General features: G+C 40.1%; 19 protein-coding genes. 12 read left to right on the forward strand and 7 right to left on the reverse strand.

Annotated features, from left to right (window positions below; all coding sequences use genetic code 11):
• Positions 1-169 precede the first annotated feature (169 nt).
• Genes yihI through hemN form a run of 3 tightly spaced genes read left to right on the forward strand, consistent with a single transcriptional unit; the run spans position 170 to position 2,543 of the window.
• Positions 170-727 carry a Der GTPase-activating protein YihI gene (gene yihI / locus HMPREF2750_RS08475; protein ID WP_070583432.1) on the forward strand — a complete coding sequence of 186 codons (558 nt, stop codon included), beginning with the start codon at positions 170-172 and terminating at the stop codon, positions 725-727.
• Between the two features lie 5 nt (positions 728-732).
• A complete protein-coding gene (locus tag HMPREF2750_RS08480; protein ID WP_070583433.1) occupies positions 733-1,176 on the forward strand; it encodes a DUF2489 domain-containing protein in 444 nt (147 codons plus the stop codon).
• The gene (hemN, locus tag HMPREF2750_RS08485; protein ID WP_070583435.1) at positions 1,176-2,543 is read left to right on the forward strand and encodes an oxygen-independent coproporphyrinogen III oxidase; all 1,368 of its coding nucleotides are present in this window, start codon (positions 1,176-1,178) and stop codon (positions 2,541-2,543) included. Before HMPREF2750_RS08480 ends, hemN begins: the two co-directional genes overlap by 1 nt.
• 48 nt (positions 2,544-2,591) lie before the next feature.
• Here the strand turns inward: hemN and lysA are convergent, their stop codons facing one another.
• Both lysA and lptM read right to left on the reverse strand, forming a co-directional pair.
• Positions 2,592-3,842: a diaminopimelate decarboxylase gene (gene lysA / locus HMPREF2750_RS08490; protein ID WP_070583438.1), complete on the reverse strand. Its 1,251-nt coding sequence runs from the start codon at positions 3,840-3,842 to the stop codon at positions 2,592-2,594.
• A 27-nt stretch (positions 3,843-3,869) separates the two neighbouring features.
• Positions 3,870-3,995: an LPS translocon maturation chaperone LptM gene (lptM, locus tag HMPREF2750_RS10105; RefSeq protein WP_080970246.1), complete on the reverse strand. Its 126-nt coding sequence runs from the start codon at positions 3,993-3,995 to the stop codon at positions 3,870-3,872.
• A 95-nt stretch (positions 3,996-4,090) separates the two neighbouring features.
• On the opposite strand from lptM, the gene cyaY reads away from it, so the two are divergent.
• Both cyaY and recQ read left to right on the forward strand, forming a co-directional pair.
• Positions 4,091-4,396: an iron donor protein CyaY gene (gene cyaY, locus HMPREF2750_RS08495; RefSeq protein ID WP_070583440.1), complete on the forward strand. Its 306-nt coding sequence runs from the start codon at positions 4,091-4,093 to the stop codon at positions 4,394-4,396.
• Positions 4,396-6,261, forward strand: coding sequence for a DNA helicase RecQ (recQ, locus tag HMPREF2750_RS08500; protein ID WP_070583441.1), 1,866 nt, complete (start codon positions 4,396-4,398; stop codon positions 6,259-6,261). Before cyaY ends, recQ begins: the two co-directional genes overlap by 1 nt.
• A 41-nt stretch (positions 6,262-6,302) precedes the next feature.
• Here the strand turns inward: recQ and HMPREF2750_RS08505 are convergent, their stop codons facing one another.
• Positions 6,303-7,844 carry a YjjI family glycine radical enzyme gene (locus tag HMPREF2750_RS08505; RefSeq protein WP_070583443.1) on the reverse strand — a complete coding sequence of 514 codons (1,542 nt, stop codon included), beginning with the start codon at positions 7,842-7,844 and terminating at the stop codon, positions 6,303-6,305.
• 190 nt (positions 7,845-8,034) lie between these two features.
• On the opposite strand from HMPREF2750_RS08505, the gene HMPREF2750_RS08510 reads away from it, so the two are divergent.
• Positions 8,035-8,700 (forward strand): membrane protein YczE, encoded by a 666-nt coding sequence (locus tag HMPREF2750_RS08510; RefSeq protein WP_041918219.1) that lies wholly within the window; start codon positions 8,035-8,037, stop codon positions 8,698-8,700.
• Here the strand turns inward: HMPREF2750_RS08510 and HMPREF2750_RS08515 are convergent.
• From HMPREF2750_RS08515 to HMPREF2750_RS08530, 4 genes are all read right to left on the reverse strand, one after another.
• Complete coding sequence (locus HMPREF2750_RS08515) at positions 8,650-9,681, reverse strand: glycosyltransferase family 9 protein (RefSeq protein WP_070583445.1); 1,032 nt, start codon at positions 9,679-9,681, stop codon at positions 8,650-8,652. The genes HMPREF2750_RS08510 and HMPREF2750_RS08515 overlap by 51 nt on opposite strands.
• A gap of 66 nt (positions 9,682-9,747) precedes the next feature.
• Positions 9,748-10,827 (reverse strand): class II fructose-bisphosphate aldolase, encoded by a 1,080-nt coding sequence (fbaA, locus tag HMPREF2750_RS08520; protein WP_005699675.1) that lies wholly within the window; start codon positions 10,825-10,827, stop codon positions 9,748-9,750.
• A 92-nt stretch (positions 10,828-10,919) separates the two neighbouring features.
• Positions 10,920-12,080, reverse strand: coding sequence for a phosphoglycerate kinase (pgk, locus tag HMPREF2750_RS08525; protein ID WP_005696971.1), 1,161 nt, complete (start codon positions 12,078-12,080; stop codon positions 10,920-10,922).
• A 98-nt stretch (positions 12,081-12,178) separates the two neighbouring features.
• The gene (locus tag HMPREF2750_RS08530) at positions 12,179-12,892 is read right to left on the reverse strand and encodes a ribonuclease T2 family protein (RefSeq protein WP_070583447.1); all 714 of its coding nucleotides are present in this window, start codon (positions 12,890-12,892) and stop codon (positions 12,179-12,181) included.
• Between the two features lie 75 nt (positions 12,893-12,967).
• Here HMPREF2750_RS08530 and HMPREF2750_RS08535 point away from each other — a divergent pair, with 75 nt between their 5' ends.
• The 6 genes from HMPREF2750_RS08535 (at position 12,968) to HMPREF2750_RS08560 (ending at position 17,977) form a co-directional block, all read left to right on the forward strand.
• Positions 12,968-13,228: a YfhL family 4Fe-4S dicluster ferredoxin gene (locus HMPREF2750_RS08535; protein WP_014064693.1), complete on the forward strand. Its 261-nt coding sequence runs from the start codon at positions 12,968-12,970 to the stop codon at positions 13,226-13,228.
• Positions 13,229-13,263: 35 nt separating this feature from the next.
• Positions 13,264-13,416, forward strand: coding sequence for a DUF1232 domain-containing protein (locus HMPREF2750_RS08540; protein WP_005696968.1), 153 nt, complete (start codon positions 13,264-13,266; stop codon positions 13,414-13,416).
• A 142-nt stretch (positions 13,417-13,558) separates the two neighbouring features.
• Positions 13,559-14,773, forward strand: a complete 1,215-nt coding sequence (locus tag HMPREF2750_RS08545; protein ID WP_070583449.1) for an MFS transporter — start codon at positions 13,559-13,561, stop codon at positions 14,771-14,773.
• Between the two features lie 134 nt (positions 14,774-14,907).
• Positions 14,908-16,611: a nitrate/nitrite two-component system sensor histidine kinase NarQ gene (gene narQ, locus HMPREF2750_RS08550; protein WP_070583451.1), complete on the forward strand. Its 1,704-nt coding sequence runs from the start codon at positions 14,908-14,910 to the stop codon at positions 16,609-16,611.
• A gap of 9 nt (positions 16,612-16,620) precedes the next feature.
• Positions 16,621-17,646, forward strand: coding sequence for a UDP-N-acetylmuramate dehydrogenase (murB, locus tag HMPREF2750_RS08555; protein WP_070583452.1), 1,026 nt, complete (start codon positions 16,621-16,623; stop codon positions 17,644-17,646).
• Between the two features lie 19 nt (positions 17,647-17,665).
• Positions 17,666-17,977, forward strand: coding sequence for a DUF2322 family protein (locus HMPREF2750_RS08560; protein WP_049368697.1), 312 nt, complete (start codon positions 17,666-17,668; stop codon positions 17,975-17,977).
• The last annotated feature ends 53 nt before the right edge of the window (positions 17,978-18,030 follow it).

Here is an 18,030-nt window from a genome sequence, read left to right on the forward strand (position 1 = left end):
AACCCCGAGCTGAATGGCTTGGGGTTTTTGTTTTTAGATTGGAGTTTAATAAACTAAAAGTGCGGTCAACATCAGAAGAGTTTTATTAAAAGATGTTTAAATCTTTTAATGAGAAAATATAGGTGGAATGGTACAATCACCAAAATTTTTTATAGGATAAATAACACAAATGGCTCGTAAAAAGAAAAGTCGTAAAATTAGCGATATTATGCCAATTCGTAAATCAGATAAGAAACCTGAAGCACCGAAGCTATCAGGTAAGAAATTAACACGTTATGAATTAGATGCTAAGGCAAGAGAAGATAAGAAAAAACGTAAACATAAAGGTTTAGCATCGGGTTCTCGTCACAGTAACGCTGAGCAAAATAAGCATAATCAAGTCGTTGAACAAAAAGATCCGCGTATTGGCAGTCGTAAAAAGGTTCCACTGGTTGTTGAATTTGTAAATAAACCTGAGAAAGGGATGACAATTCCAGCAGTAAAAGAGCCGAAAAAACTTGCGCCTGAAGTTGAATTAGAACGCTTAGAAAATAATGAAATTCTAAATGAATTGTTGGATGCCTTAGATGAAGGTAAAACGATTAGTAAAGCCGATCAACAATTTGTGGATGAATGCTTAGATCGTATTGCTCAGTTAATGGAAGAATTGGGTATTCAAGATGAAGAAGAAACAGAGGATGACCTCTATCGAACCTTCGAGAAAATTGATATCAACCAGTTCAGATAATTGTCATGTGGCCGATTATTTTAAGTATCATTGCTTTGGGAATTATTGCTGGCGTATCATTTTATGCTTTCAAATTACTTAGGAAGTTACGCCATCAAAACACACTCATTAAACAGGCTAAAATAGCGCGTACAAAACGCCTAAAAGAGAGTATAGTAATTATCGCTAAAGCGATGCAAAATGGAGATTGCAACCATTCAGAAGGGGTGATTCGTTTATCAATGCTTTTACTCCCTTTTGGACAATCTTTACAGCCATATCAAGCGATGTATGCACTTTATAATATTGTAAAAGAAATGCCTACGCATGAAGCTCGGAAAGCATTGTTAAAAAAAGAAAGAATGAAACTCGATCTTGAGCGAGAAAGTGCAGAAGCAAAATTTGAAGAAGAAATTATGTTGGAGTTACGTCAGTTTTTAAATGACGTAGAGAAATTTGGGGAAGCTTAATGTCTGAAATTATTTGGGATCTTGCGTTAATTCAAAAATATAACCAATCAGGACCTCGTTATACATCTTATCCAACTGCATTAGAATTTAATGAAAGTTACACAAACGAAGATTTTATTGCAGCGGCTAATCGTTATCCGGAAAGACCACTTTCCCTTTACGTGCACATTCCGTTTTGTCACAAACTTTGCTATTTCTGTGGCTGTAATAAGGTGATTACTCGTCATCAACATAAGGCGGATATTTATCTTGATTACCTTGAAAAAGAAATCAAAGCGCGTTCAGAATTATTCAAAAATCGTGTTGCGACTCAAGTGCATTGGGGCGGCGGTACACCGACTTATTTGACAGAAGAACAATCTGCTCGTTTGATGAAGATGCTTAAAGACCATTTTACGATTGCGGATAATGCAGAAGTCAGTATTGAAATGGACCCACGCGAAATTGAACTCGATATGCTTGATCATTTACGCAATATTGGTTTTAACCGAATCAGTATGGGTGTACAAGATTTCAATAAAGCGGTTCAAAAAGCGGTAAACCGTGACCAAGATGAAGAGTTTGTGAATGCATTACTTGTTCGTGCTCGTGAGTTAGGTTTCCAATCTACTAATCTTGATTTAATTTATGGATTGCCACTTCAAAATGTAGAAAGTTTTATGTTCACATTACATAAAGTGATCGAATTGAATCCAGATCGTTTAAGTATCTTTAACTATGCTCATTTACCAAGTCGATTTGCGGGACAAGCAAAAATTAAAGAAGATCAATTACCGGCACCGGAAACAAAATTAGAAATCTTACAGAAAACGATCGAAACCTTAGGCAATGCAGGCTATAAGTTTATCGGTATGGATCACTTTGCTAAACCAGATGATGAATTAGCAATTGCTCAAGAGAAAGGTGTATTACACCGAAATTTCCAAGGCTATACCACGCAAGAAGAATGTGATTTGCTCGGTTTAGGTGTATCAGCCATTAGTTTATTAGGCGATACATATGCTCAAAACCAAAAAGAATTAAAGCATTATTATCATGATGTAGAAAATTCAGGTATTGCACTGCATAAAGGCTTAGTGATGACAGAAGAAGATTGCTTACGCCGTGATGTGATTAAGCAATTGATTTGTAACTTTAAGCTTGATTTTGCACCAATTGAAAAACAATATAATATTGATTTCAAAGAGCACTTTGCTGAAGATTTACAGTTATTACAGCCATTACTTGAAGATGGATTAATTTCTGAAACAGAAACAGGTTTACAAGTTTCGCCTAAAGGTCGATTATTAATCCGTAATATTTGCTTATGCTTTGATACCTATTCAAGAGCAGCGGCAAAACGACAACAATTCTCTCGAATTATTTAGTCATACAAAAACGGTCAAGACTTATATCTTGACCGTTTTTCTTTTTATTTATTTTGCAATACTTTCTAGTGCCCATAATTCACTGAGATTTTCTCTGCGACGAATTAAATGAGCTTTGTTTCCATCCACTAACACTTCAGCCGTACGTGGACGAGAATTGTAGTTTGAGGACATACTTGCACCATAAGCACCAGCAGAACGTTGAGCAATATAATCCCCTTCAGCAATAGCGAGCTCACGCTGTTTACCTAGGAAGTCAGAGGTTTCGCATACCGGGCCAACAACATCATAAACGGCTTTTTCACGCCCTAAAGTGCGGTCAATTTCAATGATGTTCATATAAGCTTCATAGAGTGCAGGGCGAATCATATCGTTCATGCCGGTATCGGTAATCGCGAAGTTGCGGCTTTCATTACTTTTTAGGTATTGAACTTTAGCTACTAAAATCCCCGCATTCGCCGCGATCGCTCGACCTGGTTCTAAAATAATTTCGAGATCTTCATAATCTTTTAATTTATTTAGTAACGCAGTGGCATAATAACTTGGATGTGGAGGTGTTTCATCAGTATAAGTTACGCCTAAACCACCGCCGAGATCTAAGTGTTTTAACGTGATGCCATCTTCTTTTAATTGTTCCATTAAACGAATGAGGCGATCAGTTGCATCTAAGAAGGGTTGTAATTCAGTCAGCTGAGAGCCAATATGGCAATCCATACCCGTAATTTTTACATGAGGTAAGGTTGCAGCTAATTTATAGACTTCACGTGCTTCATCTACGCTCACACCAAATTTATTTTCCTTTAATCCCGTAGAAATGTAAGGGTGAGTATGGGCATCAACATCGGGGTTCACGCGTAAAGAAATAGGGGCTACTTTACCCATTTCACCCGCAATTTGGTTGATATGGTGTAATTCCGCAACAGATTCCACATTAAAACAACGAATGCCTACTTCTAATGCTCGCATAATTTCTGCGCGAGATTTTGCTACACCGGAAAAAACAACTTTTGATGCCTCTCCGCCAGCTGCCAATACGCGTTCTAATTCGCCTTGCGAAACGATATCAAAGCCTGATCCTAACTTCGCCATGACATTCAAGATACCAATATTGGAATTGGCTTTAACGGCATAACAAATCAAGTGTGGATGCTTTCCTAAAGCAGAATCAAAGGCATGCCAATGGCGTTCAAGTGTGGCACGAGAATAAATATAAAGCGGTGTGCCGAATTCTTCAGCGAGTTGTTTGACGGGCAAATCTTCAACATAAAGTTGCTCGTTTTTATATTGGAAAAAATCCATGACAAATCCTTTAAGTGCGGTCAGTTTTTATTGTGTTTTTTGCGTGCTTTGCGGCTGTTCTTTTTCAGGAAAATATAATGGTCCTTTTACACCGCAACCTGTAGCCAAAGTGCAGAATGCACCTAATAACAAAATAGAAAGTAATTTTTTCATTTTTCAATCTCTTTAATAAGTAAAATCTGCCTTTGCCAACGAGGCGAAAGGCTTTATAATTCACGGCATTCTATCAGATTTAATCGGAAAATTTTATGAATGTTGCAGAATTTCACCAAAATATTGAACAGGTTTGGCAAAAAATTGAAGAAACGTTAGAGAATCAAGGTTGTGATGTGGATTGCGAAACGCAAGGTTCGGTATTCACGATCACATTTGATGACCGCTCACAAATCGTGATTAATAAACAAGAACCCCTTCTTGAGCTTTGGCTTGCGAGCCGCTTGGGTGGTTTTCATTTTGCCTATAAAAACAATGATTGGGTGGCAAATGATGGCAAACGCTTTTGGGATTGTTTAACCGAGGCGGTTGCCGCTCACGGAGAAACGGTAACATTCTAATGGCCGAACTCGCGGAACATGCCCCGCAAAAAACAGACTTGAAAACGACTGCACTTCATACGTTGCGGTCTGTTTTTGGTTACCAATCTTTCCGCAAAGGGCAGGAAGAAGTGATTCATGCTGCGTTAAGCGGTCAGGATGCCTTAGTGGTGATGGCCACAGGAAATGGTAAATCCTTGTGTTATCAAATTCCAGCACTTTGTTTTCCAGGTCTCACATTAGTGATTTCGCCTTTGATTTCTTTAATGAAAGATCAGGTGGATCAACTCCAAGCAAACGGCATTGAAGCCGATTTTCTAAACTCTAGTCAGACGCCAGAACAACAACAGCAAGTTGAAAATAAGCTGATTTCAGGTCAATTAAAATTATTATATGTTTCACCTGAAAAAGTGATGACAAACAGCTTTTTTCAGCTGATTTCTTATGCTCAAATTTCCTTTATCGCCATTGATGAAGCACACTGTATTTCGCAATGGGGGCATGATTTTCGTCCTGAATATACCCAACTTGGTGGCTTAAAAGCGGCATTTCCAAATGCGCCAATTATGGCATTAACGGCAACAGCGGATTACGCGACGAGACAGGATATTCTCACTCATCTTAAATTAGACAATCCTCATAAATACATTGGCAGTTTTGACCGTCCGAATATTCGTTATACGTTGGAAGAAAAATTTAAGCCGATGGAGCAGCTTACACGTTTTGTCTTAGCTCAAAAAGGCAAAAGTGGCATTGTGTATTGCAATAGTCGTTCGAAAGTAGAACGTATAGCCGAAACTTTACGAAATAAAGGCGTGTCGGCTGCAGCGTATCATGCGGGAATGGAAACTGCACTACGTGAACGTGTTCAGCAAGATTTCCAACGAGACAATGTCCAAGTTGTGGTTGCGACGATTGCGTTTGGCATGGGGATTAATAAATCTAACGTACGTTTTGTTGCCCATTTTGATTTGCCGAGAAGCATTGAATCATATTATCAAGAAACTGGTCGCGCGGGGCGAGATGATTTACCTGCGGAAGCGGTGCTTTTCTACGAACCGGCTGATTATGCTTGGTTGCAGAAAATTTTGCTTGAGAAACCAGAGACGCCACAACGTCAAATTGAGCAACATAAATTGGAAGCCATAGGTGAATTTGCGGAAAGTCAGACTTGCCGCCGTTTAGTGTTACTCAATTATTTTGGTGAATATCGTCAAACGCCTTGTCAAAATTGCGATATTTGTCTTGACCCGCCAAAGAAATATGATGGCTTAATTGATGCGCAAAAAGTGATGTCGACGATTTATCGTGTGGGACAATGTTTCGGTGTGCAATATGTGATTGCCGTATTGCGAGGGATGCATAGCCAAAAAATTGTGGAGCGCCAACATGATAAGCTAAGTGTTTATGGTATTGGCAAAGATAAAAGCAAAGAACATTGGCAATCTGTCATTCGTCAACTGATTCATCTTGGTTTTATTCAACAAGTGCTCGGTGAGTTTAATAGTGCAACGCTTCAGCTCACAGAAAGCGCTCGCCCTGTTTTAAAAGGCGAAGTGCCGCTTGAATTGGCGATGCCGCGCATTTCATCCATTAATAAAATTGTGCATACGTCTCATAAAAATACGGTGGCAAATTACGATAAAGATCTGTTTGCTCGTTTGCGTTTCTTACGGAAGCAACTTGCGGATAAAGAAAATATTCCGCCGTATATTGTCTTTAACGATGCGACGTTGCAGGAAATGGCGCAATATATGCCTACAAGTAATATTGAAATGTTACAAATTAATGGCGTAGGGGCGATCAAATTAGAACGCTTTGGACAGCCGTTTATGGCATTGATTCGAGAGCACAAAGCGATTTTAGAAAAGTCAGAAAAAGAATAAGTGCGGTCAAAAAACAAAGAATTTTTCGACTGCACTTTTTTCTAGCTGGCACTTACATCTTGTTCATCGCGTAATTGACGGTCAAAGACTTGTGCACAATCATCGGTACCCGAACCATACCAAGTGGTATCACGCAATGCTACTTCACCTTTACGGTATTTTTCCACTTCGCTTTTCTTCACCAAATAACCCGTTACACGAATTAAATCAGTATTTTTAAGGTAAGTGGTGATATAGCGGTAACCTTGCGAAAATGAACCATCGATAATATCAACGACGGCACCTAAATGATCCACATAGGTTTGGTCAAAGGCAAACAAATCTCCCGTACCTGATGGGAAATACTTATGGAATGGTGCTGATTGTTTTAAATGAGCTAATAATGTTGGTTCTTCACCCACACGAATGCGATGTGCAGGCGCATTACGTTTATCTTCTTCATGATTGCTTGCACCCACTTGCGCATGTAATAAATAACGGTTGCCCGTGCGTTCAGCATACACGCCTTCATGGTTATCCGTGACTTCTTTCAATTTATCCATAATTAAGGTCGCAATTTCATCACCGCGTTGGCTTTTACCAAAGGTTTCATTTAATCCTTCTTGTTGCAATAAATGATTTGCCGCATCTGCGAGACCAACAATGGCAAACATTCCCGTAAAATTAGTGCGTTTGATAAAACCTTCTTTTTCGAGGAATGAGGTATTGAAGAAGTTACTTTCTTCCACGACAAATTTATGGCGTTTATCCATAGTGGAGAGCGCACATTTTGCTACGCGAGGTAAAAGTTCATTGACCATTTCATCCACTGTTTTACAGGCGCGCGCGATAGTACCTAAGCGCAAACGCGTGAGGGTATAAGCTCCGCCGCATTCAGGCAGTGCGTTATAGCAGCTTGCAATACCATATTGTTCGCCTAGGTCAGAAATGTAGTAAGCATCATTGGCAAAAGACGGTTTAGAAACTAATAAACAGGCTTTTGCTGCTAATTCTGCAAATTCACGACTTGTTTTACTCTTATCGTAACGAATGGTCATATTGGGTGTTGGTGCTTCTAGCTCAATAACTGCTTTTAAAATCAAACGTCCTGCTTTGGTGTCATAAGGCCCAATATTGGCATGGCAGAATGAATCTGGCACGGTTTTATCCACATGATTTAAGAAACGTTTAATTTTGATGTAGTCTTGTTCTTCATCGGTAATAAACGGGTCAAGTAGCATGTCTAAACGCCCAATGTAAACCGGGAATGTGGTAATTGATGGCACATGGGAATATAAAATCAATAAGCCATCTAATGCTTCATCAAGATTTTTTGGTGCTGGCAATTCAAGGAATTCACAGCCTTTTTTAATATACACATTGTAATCTGGCAAAATATAACGCGGGCGATAAATCGCATAGCCTTCATTTAAATCACAGATCATTTGATTTTGAAGGAATTGCCATTCTTCATCCGTGTAGCCTAATAATTCACGAGGGTCAAATAATCGCTCGGCAATATTGCCTAAACACATGAGTTTTTGTTGATAGGTGAGCGTGTTGGATTTTACGGTATCCAAAATATCTTGAAGAGATGCAAGCATAATAATGTCCTGATTAAAAAGGGTAGCTTATTTTAAGTCAGTGAATGAGTGATGACAATTTTGACAATGTGATCTGCATCACATTTATGATATTTATCAGTCAATTCGGTTATATCATATGACGTTAAAATGTTTGGGTTTTATTGGGTTTCCCATTATGATGTCGGCGTTAAACATAAACAGGAATAATATGAAAAAAGCACGGGTGATTCCTCACACCAGTTGGGCAGCCAAATCGCTATGGTCAGTCGAAGGTAAAACGATGTCGATGCTCTTATTTGCATTGGCAATACTGGGCATAGGAGATGGCTTAATTGTGCTCGCTAATTTGGGCTCTTCACCTTGGACTGTGCTTTCTCAAGGTGTGGCATTACAAGCTAAAGTGAGTATCGGTTGGTCATCATTTTGGATTAGCTGTTTGGTGATGTTAGCCTGGATTCCCCTCAAATTAAGGCTTGGACTGGGCACCATTCTGAATATTATTGTGATTGCCTTTTTCCTTGGCTTAACCACGAAAATTGTGCCAGAACCAACCGCACTTTTTAGCCGAATTTTATTCGGTGGAATTGGGCTTTTGCTTTATGGACTAGGGACGGCATTGTATTTAACCTGTCATCAAGGCGCAGGCCCACGGGATGGTTTAATGGTGGGGCTTTGTCAACGCCTTCATTTAAAAGTGGGGATTGTGAGAACAAGCCTTGAAGTGTCGGTTTGTGTGTTGGGTTATATTCTCGGCGGCACAGTTGGAATTGGTACTGTTGTTTTTGCCGCCGCAATAGGTTGGATTGTGCAGTTATGCTTAAACTCAATTGCTCGCTTGCCACATCTTCCGCACGAAGGGGATAATCTCCACTAAGGCATCATCAATAGAAATTAAGCCTAAGTTCATTTCGTCTTTCCCTTTTGGTGGACAGAAAGCAAGATGTTTATCTACATTGTTAATCGGTTTCCAACGACGAGGCTGAGATGAGCGACTGTTTGGATAGAATCCGATTGTTGGCACATTGAATGCACTGCTTAAATGCAATGGTCCAGTAGAGCCTGCAATGAATAAATCCGCACAAGCCAGAGAGTGTGCAAAATCAACTAATCCTTTATTCTTATCGTAAACAACCACATTTGGGCTGTCGATTTTTGCCGCTAACTCATGGGCTTTTTCACTTTCACCAGGTCCTGCTGTTAAGATAATCTGGCAATCAAATTCGCTTAACAAACCTTGTATCAATTGAGCATATTGTGTCAACGAAAGACTTGTTGCTGAACCACCTGTTCCGCTATGCACAAATACCCATTTTTTATCTGGCGATAAACCGAATTGTTCTTGAAGAAAAACACGTTGATTTTTAACCGCACTTTCAGGAAGTGAAAGGTAAGGTGGTTTGGGTTCCACAATCGGCATGTTATGTTTCTTTAAGAATGCACGAGCAAGATCTTGATTGTACTCTGCTTCAGATTTTTCTGAGCGTGAACGGCGTTGTGTTAAACGATGGTTATAAAGTATTTGCACCCATTTTGTTGCGGGTGCAAGACGATAAGGAATCCCACTTTTCCATGCTAATTTACCGTTATGGGTATTGGAAAAGAAGCTAATCATGCCATCAAATTGCTGCTCTTTGATTTCTTTAACAAGACGATTAAAATCCGCTTTGTCGTTCTTGGCACTATCAATGATGACATCATCTAAATAGGGGCAAATTTGAGCCAATGGGGCTGTATAAGCTGGCACAAGTGCGGTCAGTTTTAGCTCAGGATTTGAGGCTTTCAACATCGCAAATGCCGGAAACGCCTGAACAAAATCGCCCAATTTATCGTTACGAATGACTAAAATCTTTTTCATATTTTCTCTTGTTAAATAAAAAACCGCACGAGAAAGTGCGGTCTTATTTTAGTCTATTTTTATGGATTATAAAACATCAACGCAGTTTAAGTCTTCGAAAGATTGCTCTAAGCGTTTAGACATTGATTCTTCCATTTTACGTAACCAAACACGTGGGTCGTAGTATTTTTTGTTTGGTGCATCAGGACCTTCAGGGTTACCTAATTGACCTTGAAGATAAGCTTCATTTGCTTTATAGAAGTTTAAAATACCATTCCATGCAGCCCATTGAGTATCAGTATCGATATTCATTTTGATTGCACCATAGCTAATTGCTTCGCGGATTTCTTCGCGGCTAGAACCTGAGCCACCGTGGAAGACGAAGTTGATTGGTTTAGCAGGAAGATTGCGTTCTTTTGCAACGAACTCTTGTGATGCACCTAAAATAGATGGTTTTAATTTTACGTTACCTGGTTTGTAAACACCGTGTACGTTACCGAATGCTGCTGCAACGGTAAAGTTAGGGCTTACTGGGTTTAATTGGTCGTAAACATAAAGCACATCAGATGGTTGAGTGTATAAGCGAGATTCATCGACATCTGAGTTATCTACACCGTCTTCTTCGCCACCGGTAATACCGATTTCGATTTCAAGGGTCATACCTAACTTGTCCATACGAGCAAGGTATTCACGGCAGATTGCCATGTTTTCTTCCATTGGTTCTTCAGATAAATCAAGCATGTGAGAAGAGAATAATGGACGACCAGTTTCTGCAAAGTGTTTTTCACCCGCTTCAAGTAAGCCATCGATCCATGGAAGTAATTTTTTCGCCGCGTGGTCAGTATGAAGAATAACGGGAACACCGTATTCTTTGGCTAAAGTATGAACGTGTTTCGCACCTGCGATGGCACCTAAAACGTCTGGACGTGCACCGCTTGTTGGTTTGATACCTTTACCTGCGTAGAAAGCTGCACCACCGTTTGAGAATTGGATAATTACTGGCGCTTTCACACGTGCAGCGGTTTCCAATACAGCGTTTACGGAGTCAGAGCCCACGCAGTTTACTGCTGGAATTGCGAAGTTGTTTGCTTTGGCATAAGCAAAGATTTTTTGAACATCTTCACCTGTTACTACGCCAGGTTTTACGATATCTAATAATTTAGCCATAGTTGTGTTTCCTTTTGTTTTGGAGGATTCATTCCTCCGTTTGAAGAATCAATATTTATCCCCTCTGTGCAGAGGGGATAGAAGCCATTTAATTAACCGTTCGCACGTTTTTCAAGAATTTCTACTGCAGGTAATACTTTACCTTCAACGAATTCTAAGAATGCACCGCCACCGGTAGAGATATAAGAGATTTTATCTGCAATACCGAATAAATCGATAGCCGCTAAAGTATCACCACCACCAGCGATAGAGAATGCATCGCTGTTTGCAATCGCGTGAGAAATGATTTCAGTCCCTTTACGGAAGTTAGGGAATTCAAACACGCCAACTGGACCATTCCATAAAACAGTTTTTGCATTTTTGATGATTTCAGCTAATTGTTCAGCAGATTTGTCACCGATATCGAAGATAGATTCATCATCTTTCACTTCGGTCACTGATTTTTCTGTTGCAGGTGCAGTTTCAGAGAATTCAGTACCTACACGTACATCAACAGGTACTGGAATGTCAGTGCTTGCTGCTAATTCTTTTGCTACAGGGATTAAATCTGCTTCATATAAAGATTTACCCACATTGTGGCCTGCTGCTGCGATGAAAGTATTCGCAATACCGCCGCCCACGATGATTTGGTCAGCAATTTTTGAAAGAGAGTTTAATACTTCTAATTTAGTGGAAACTTTTGAACCGCCTACGATCGCAACCATTGGGCGAGCAGGTTCTTTTAATGCTTTACCTAATGCATCTAACTCAGCCGCTAATAATGGACCTGCACAAGCAACCGGTGCAAACTCTGCTACACCGTAAGTTGACGCTTGCGCACGGTGAGCGGTACCGAATGCATCCATCACGAATACATCGCAAAGTGCGGCATATTTTTTACCTAATTCAGGATCGTTTTTCTTCTCACCTTTGTTCACACGTACGTTTTCTAAAACAACGATTTCGCCTTCTTTAACATCCACACCGTTTAAGTAGTCTTGCACTAAACGCACATTGAAACCTGCGTCTTTTAAGTAATCAACAACCGGTTGTAAAGAATCTTCAGGTTTGAATTCACCTTCAGTTGGACGACCTAAGTGAGAGGTAACCATCACTTTTGCGCCTTTCTCTAAAGCCAGTTTTAACGTCGGGATAGTCGCACGAATACGCGCATCAGATGTCACTTTGCCATCTTTTACCGGTACGTTTAAGTCTGCGCGAATAAATACACGTTTACCTTTTAAATCTAAGTCGGTCATTTTGATTACTGACATAAGCTTTCCTCTTGGGTTAGTTAAAATTAAACGGGGACATTATACCTAGTTCTTACTAGGTTGTAACGATGTAGATCAAATAAAAAAGCGAATTATGCTTATTTAGGGCAATCGATTACTTGCCATTGGCGATTGTAACAAATGAATAGTTCATTATGGCTCGCCCCTAAATAAGCGCCTTTTAATTGCGGATTATTTTGCTTCATCCATTGAAATAATTCTTTACGGCTTAATTGTTCGTTTGGCAAGGAAAGCGATTCAAATAATGCTTTCTCTTGTTTGAAATAAGCTTCTGCTGAATCAAAAGCGCAGCTACCGTGTTTTTCCCATTCGCCTTGCAACAATTTTGCGCCTGGCGAGATTGAAAGGTAAGGCTCGAGGGTTTCAATTGGAAGTGGTGCTAAATCACCCTTACAAAAACGAGGGTGATCCGTAACAGAACGCGCATTCGCATTTTGTGGCCATAAGCCATGCACTACCCAGCCGAATTGATTTTTTGTACTACATTGATATTGCGCTGAATCGGGTAAATTATTGCCATATTGCGCACGTTGTTTTTCACAGAATGCAGGTGACCAAGATAAGGCCAACATATAGTAATCAACAGGCGCATTTTTGTTTTGTCCAATGGCATCATCGCGCATGATGACATCATAATTCCCCAAATCTTGGGTATTTTTGACCGCACTTTGGCTTTGTTGTTGTGTGGTTGTTGGGGCGGGTTTTGTGTCTTTTTTGTGTTCAGTGAAATATTGCCAAATGCTAAATGCGGCAAGGGCAATAAGGGAAAGAGTAGAAACCTGTTTTTTCATAAAAATCCTGTTTAAATTTTGTCAATTTTGCTTTTGTCGGCTATAATTCGCCGCTTTCTCATATAAAGGAATGGTATGGCGTTACTGATCACAAATAAATGCACAAACTGCGATATGTGTCTCCCCGAATGTCCGAATGAAGCAATTTCAATCGGCGAGGAGATCTATGTGATCGATCCTGTACTTTGTACGGAATGTGTTGGTCATTATGACACGCCAACTTGCCAAAAAGTTTGCCCGATTACCAACTGCATCAAGCCAGATCCTGAACATCAAGAAAGCGAAGAGCAGCTTTGGGAACGTTTTGTGATGATTCACCATTCGGATAAGTTGTAGAATTTACCTGATCTTTTTCTTTTCGTCCAATGACTATGAATAAAACGAAGTTAATTAAAATCGCCATCATTCTGATTTATTTGTTCAGTCCCATTGATATTTTGCCTGAAGCGGTGCTTGGTCCATTAGGTTTAGTGGATGATGCGGCTGCGATTGCCTTATTAATTCGAATTTTATTGAAAAAATAAAAACTTGAATAAAATCAACCGCACTTTGCTTTTCTTATTCTTGCAAAATTCCGTCAATTTCTCTAAACTACGCGTCGGAAAATTTCTTTCCTCATCATTTCACTTTAAACGCTACCCGTGAGTAGCAAAAGGAACCTCAATCATGACAAACGTCAATCAATATGGCTGGAAAGCCTTGGTTGGATCAGCTGTCGGCTATGCGATGGACGGATTCGATCTTCTTATTCTTGGATTTATGCTTAGTGCCATTTCGGCCGATCTTAATTTAACTCCCGCACAATCTGGCTCATTAGTTACCTGGACACTTATTGGTGCAGTGGTGGGCGGTATTGTATTTGGTGCATTAAGCGATCGTTATGGGCGTGTACGCGTGCTGACTTGGACAATCGTCCTCTTCGCCGTATTTACCGGTTTATGTGCAATCGCACAAGGCTATTGGGATTTATTAATTTATCGCACTATCGCGGGTATCGGTTTGGGTGGTGAATTTGGTATCGGTATGGCATTAGCCATTGAAGCTTGGCCCGCAAAACACCGTGCAAAAGCCGCGTCTTACGTAGCATTAGGTTGGCAAGTTGGTGTGTTAGCGGCTGCGTTACTCACCCCTGTATTGCTTCCACATATCGGCTGGCGCGGTATGTTCGTTGTTGGTATCTTCCCAGCGTTTGTGGCCTGGTATTTACGTACCCGTTTACACGAACCTGAAATTTTCTCACGAAAACAGACCGCACTTTCTACCCAAAAAATATCCAAATTGGAATCTTTCCAACTCTTAGTAAAAGACAAAGCAACCACAAAAGTGAGCCTAGGTGTAGTAGTGTTAACTTCCGTACAAAACTTCGGTTACTACGGCATTATGATTTGGATGCCAAACTTTTTATCTAAACAACTTGGCTTTAGTTTAACGAAATCAGGTTTATGGACGGCGGTGACCGTATGCGGCATGATGGCAGGGATTTGGATTTTTGGTCGCTTAGCCGATAGAATCGGACGTAAACCAAGTTTCTTATTATTCCAACTTGGTGCTGTGATCAGCATCATCACTTACTCTCAATTAACTGACCCAACCGCTATGTTGGTGGCTGGTGCCTTCTTGGGGATGTTCGTCAACGGCATGATGGGCGGTTATGGGGCGTTAATGGCAGAAGCCTATCCGACAGAAGCGCGTGCAACAGCACAAAATGTATTGTTTAACTTAGGTCGTGCCGTAGGTGGTTTTGGACCGGTTGTTGTTGGCGCGATTGTCTCTGCGTACTCATTCAGTATTGCGATTGCTTTCTTAGCAGTGATTTATGTGATCGACATGGTAGCGACGGTCTTCTTAGTACCAGAATTAAAAGGCAAAGAATTAAGCTAAGTGCGGTCAAAAAAATTAACGTTTTTGAAAACATCGGTATGAAAGCCGATGTTTTTTATTTGTGAAAAATCAGCCAATTTCAACCGTACTTTATGCTAAACTATAAGCAATTTTCCCAATTTTGAAGAATTATCGTGTACGCTAAACGTTCAGTTTCTACCCGTATTGCTAAATATTTATTTGTAGTCATTATCTTCATGGGCATTATTAGCTCATTGAGTTTGCTAGTGATGGCCAGTAATAAATCGGATGCGGAAGCCATTAATATCTCCGGTTCTTTGCGTATGCAAAGTTATCGACTATTAACGGAAATGGAACGTTCGCCGGATACGGTTGAGCAGAATCTGGTGCGTTATCAACGTAGCCTCAATGCTGAGGCCTTGCTTTCTGTGCAGAATCAGCTTTTTGCACCTTCAGGGGTGAGGGAATCCTATCAAAAAATTCTAAAACGCTGGGCAGTGATGTCTGATTTCGCTCGTGCACATCAAATCGAAAAATATCATGCTGAACTGAAAAGTTATGTACAAGATGTCGATGATTTCGTGTTGGAATTGCAACGCTTTGCTGAACAAAAATGGATTAGTGCAGTTTCTGTGCTATGTGTTTCAATGCTATTGATCCTTGCGATGGTGTCTTATATCATTTGGTATATGAAGCGCGAAGTTGTGAAGCCTTTAGAGCAGATGACCAAAGCCAGTATGCAAGTGCAAATGGGGCAGTTTAAACATATCCAGCTTGATACAGAAAGTGGTAACGAGCTTGGTGTTTTGGCAAAAGTGTTTACACAAATGTCATCGGAATTAGGGCGACTTTATTCACGTTTAGAAGATGCCGTTAATGAGAAAACGCAAAAATTGCGCCAAACTAACCGCTCTTTAACGACGCTTTATCAAAGCTCGCAGTTGCTTACGCCCACGAAGATTAATGATAAAATTCTCAGTCAAGTGCTCAATCATATTCGTGTCAGCGAACATTTACGCTACATTGAGTTAGAAATTTTCGGATCAGAACATTGGGAAATTTCTTTTGGTCAAAAAGATCCTAAACAATCACTTCAAGTTGAAGAACTTTCCATTGAAAATGAAAACTTAGCAGTGCTCTCATGGCAAGCAGGTTTGCCTTGTCCAGATCCTCGCATGATGAAAAACTTAGGGCAAATGGTGGCAAAAGCGTTGTATTCACACAAAACGCAACGCCAACAAGAGCAACTTTTGCTGATGGAAGAGCGGTCAATTATTGCACGGGAATTACATGACTCGTTGGCACAAGTATTGTCTTTCTTACAAATTCAATTAACGCTGTTAAAGCATAATTTGAAGAAAGAAGACGAGGAATCAAAAGAAAAAAGTATTGCCATCATTGGTGAATTTGAACAAGCCTTATCAGATGGGTATTCTCAATTACGAGAATTATTGGCGACATTCCGTTTAACGGTACAAGAAGCCAACTTGCAGGTTGCCTTGGAGCAAGTTATCGAAAGTTTGCGTTCACAAACGAAGATGCAAATGACCGTAGAATGTAGTTTGCCCTCACAAAGTTTAAATCCACAAGAATTAGTGCACGTTCTACAAATTGTACGTGAGGCAACGTTAAATGCGATTAAACACTCAAAAGGCACGCTGATTGAAGTGAAAGCCCATATTAATGCCGAGGGTGAATATGAAATTCTTGTGCAAGATAATGGTGTCGGGATTCCGACATTAGATGAGCCAGAAGGGCATTATGGTTTAAATATCATGACTGAACGCAGTCGCCAATTAAATGCTCAGCTTACAATTTCAAAAGGGGAACAAGGTGGTACGATGGTTAAAATCACACTCCCTCACACGTTTTTTTAAGGAAAGTTCATGCAAAGTTTACAACCGTTTCACACCTTCAATATTCCGGCAAATGCACGTGAAATCATTGAAGCTACATCGATTGAACAAATCCAACAAGCTTGGCAAAAAGCACAAGCTGAAAATCTACCTGTCTTATTTTTAGGCCAAGGCAGCAACATGCTGTTTTTAGAAGATTTCCAAGGTGTTATAATTGTTAACCGTTTATCAGGTATTCAACATACAGAAGATAACGATTACCATTATTTACATGTCAATGGTGGTGAAAATTGGCACCAGTTGGTGGAATGGTCACTCTCGCAAGGAATTAATGGTTTAGAAAACCTTGCGCTCATTCCAGGTTGTGCTGGTTCTGCTCCTATTCAAAATATTGGTGCGTATGGCGTAGAATTTAAAGATGTGTGTGATTATGTGGATGTATTGAATCTCAACACGGGTGAACAATTCCGTTTACAGGCGAACGAATGTGAATTTGGTTATCGTGAAAGTATTTTTAAGCATCGCTATGCACAAGGCTATGTGATTACAGCAGTTGGATTGAAATTAGCCAAAAATTGGCAACCAATTTTAAAATATGGCTCATTAGTGAATTTTGATCCTCAAACTGTAACGGCAAAACAAGTTTTTGATGAAGTGTGCCATATTCGCCGTAGTAAATTGCCCGATCCTAAAGAGTTTGGTAATGCGGGCAGTTTCTTCAAAAATCCTGTGGTGAGCGCCGAGCAATTTGCGAAAATTCAAAAACAGGTCGAAAATCTACCGCACTTTCCTCAACCGGATGGTTCAGTGAAACTGGCAGCGGGTTGGTTAATTGATCAATGCTATTTAAAAGGTTTTCAAATCGGTGGCGCGGCGGTTCATCAACAGCAGGCTTTAGTGCTGATTAATAAAGGTAATGCCACTGGGCAGGATGTTGTTAAGCTAGCACATCATATCCGTCAAACCGTGGCAGATAAATTTGGTGTGTATTTACAGCCAGAGGTACGCTTTATGGGCGAAAAGGGTGAAGTGAATTCAGAGCAAGCCATTAGTTAATTTATAGGGGAAAGCAATTATGAACTTTAAAGACATTTTAGAGACTTTACCAAGCATTGATCACCTAACAGGTTTAGATGTATTAAACGATGAAACCGTAATTCATCATATTCCTGCTGCACCAGGCAAGCTTGGATCGCTTCGTCTTTATCATGCGTTAGCAGAAAAATTTAACGGGAAATTAGACCGCACTTCTGCACAACAAGGCATTGAATGGTTTGCTGAACACGTTGAAGATGCGAAACAAAATCCTGGAAAACACCCGAATATTGATTTATTGTTTAAAGTGGTGGCAGAGGATGTAGTTTATTCACTTGTGCCATTAAACTAATTTGGAAAATTTTCAGTAATTAATTTGAACTTTTAATCGTTAAAAACTGTCAA

The sequence above is a fragment of the Haemophilus sp. HMSC066D02 genome (assembly GCF_001810545.1).
Lineage (GTDB): Bacteria > Pseudomonadota > Gammaproteobacteria > Enterobacterales > Pasteurellaceae > Haemophilus_D.

What these genes read in the sequence shown, in the direction of transcription:
- yihI (WP_070583432.1), top strand. Translation starts at nt 170, where the DNA reads ATGGCTCGTAAAAAGAAAAGTCGTAAAATTAGCGATATTATGCCAATT.
- HMPREF2750_RS08480 (WP_070583433.1), top strand. Translation starts at nt 733, where the DNA reads ATGTGGCCGATTATTTTAAGTATCATTGCTTTGGGAATTATTGCTGGC.
- hemN (WP_070583435.1), top strand. Translation starts at nt 1,176, where the DNA reads ATGTCTGAAATTATTTGGGATCTTGCGTTAATTCAAAAATATAACCAA.
- lysA (WP_070583438.1), bottom strand. Translation starts at nt 3,842, where the DNA reads ATGGATTTTTTCCAATATAAAAACGAGCAACTTTATGTTGAAGATTTG.
- lptM (WP_080970246.1), bottom strand. Translation starts at nt 3,995, where the DNA reads ATGAAAAAATTACTTTCTATTTTGTTATTAGGTGCATTCTGCACTTTG.
- cyaY (WP_070583440.1), top strand. Translation starts at nt 4,091, where the DNA reads ATGAATGTTGCAGAATTTCACCAAAATATTGAACAGGTTTGGCAAAAA.
- recQ (WP_070583441.1), top strand. Translation starts at nt 4,396, where the DNA reads ATGGCCGAACTCGCGGAACATGCCCCGCAAAAAACAGACTTGAAAACG.
- HMPREF2750_RS08505 (WP_070583443.1), bottom strand. Translation starts at nt 7,844, where the DNA reads ATGCTTGCATCTCTTCAAGATATTTTGGATACCGTAAAATCCAACACG.
- HMPREF2750_RS08510 (WP_041918219.1), top strand. Translation starts at nt 8,035, where the DNA reads ATGAAAAAAGCACGGGTGATTCCTCACACCAGTTGGGCAGCCAAATCG.
- HMPREF2750_RS08515 (WP_070583445.1), bottom strand. Translation starts at nt 9,681, where the DNA reads ATGAAAAAGATTTTAGTCATTCGTAACGATAAATTGGGCGATTTTGTT.
- fbaA (WP_005699675.1), bottom strand. Translation starts at nt 10,827, where the DNA reads ATGGCTAAATTATTAGATATCGTAAAACCTGGCGTAGTAACAGGTGAA.
- pgk (WP_005696971.1), bottom strand. Translation starts at nt 12,080, where the DNA reads ATGTCAGTAATCAAAATGACCGACTTAGATTTAAAAGGTAAACGTGTA.
- HMPREF2750_RS08530 (WP_070583447.1), bottom strand. Translation starts at nt 12,892, where the DNA reads ATGAAAAAACAGGTTTCTACTCTTTCCCTTATTGCCCTTGCCGCATTT.
- HMPREF2750_RS08535 (WP_014064693.1), top strand. Translation starts at nt 12,968, where the DNA reads ATGGCGTTACTGATCACAAATAAATGCACAAACTGCGATATGTGTCTC.
- HMPREF2750_RS08540 (WP_005696968.1), top strand. Translation starts at nt 13,264, where the DNA reads ATGAATAAAACGAAGTTAATTAAAATCGCCATCATTCTGATTTATTTG.
- HMPREF2750_RS08545 (WP_070583449.1), top strand. Translation starts at nt 13,559, where the DNA reads ATGACAAACGTCAATCAATATGGCTGGAAAGCCTTGGTTGGATCAGCT.
- murB (WP_070583452.1), top strand. Translation starts at nt 16,621, where the DNA reads ATGCAAAGTTTACAACCGTTTCACACCTTCAATATTCCGGCAAATGCA.
- HMPREF2750_RS08560 (WP_049368697.1), top strand. Translation starts at nt 17,666, where the DNA reads ATGAACTTTAAAGACATTTTAGAGACTTTACCAAGCATTGATCACCTA.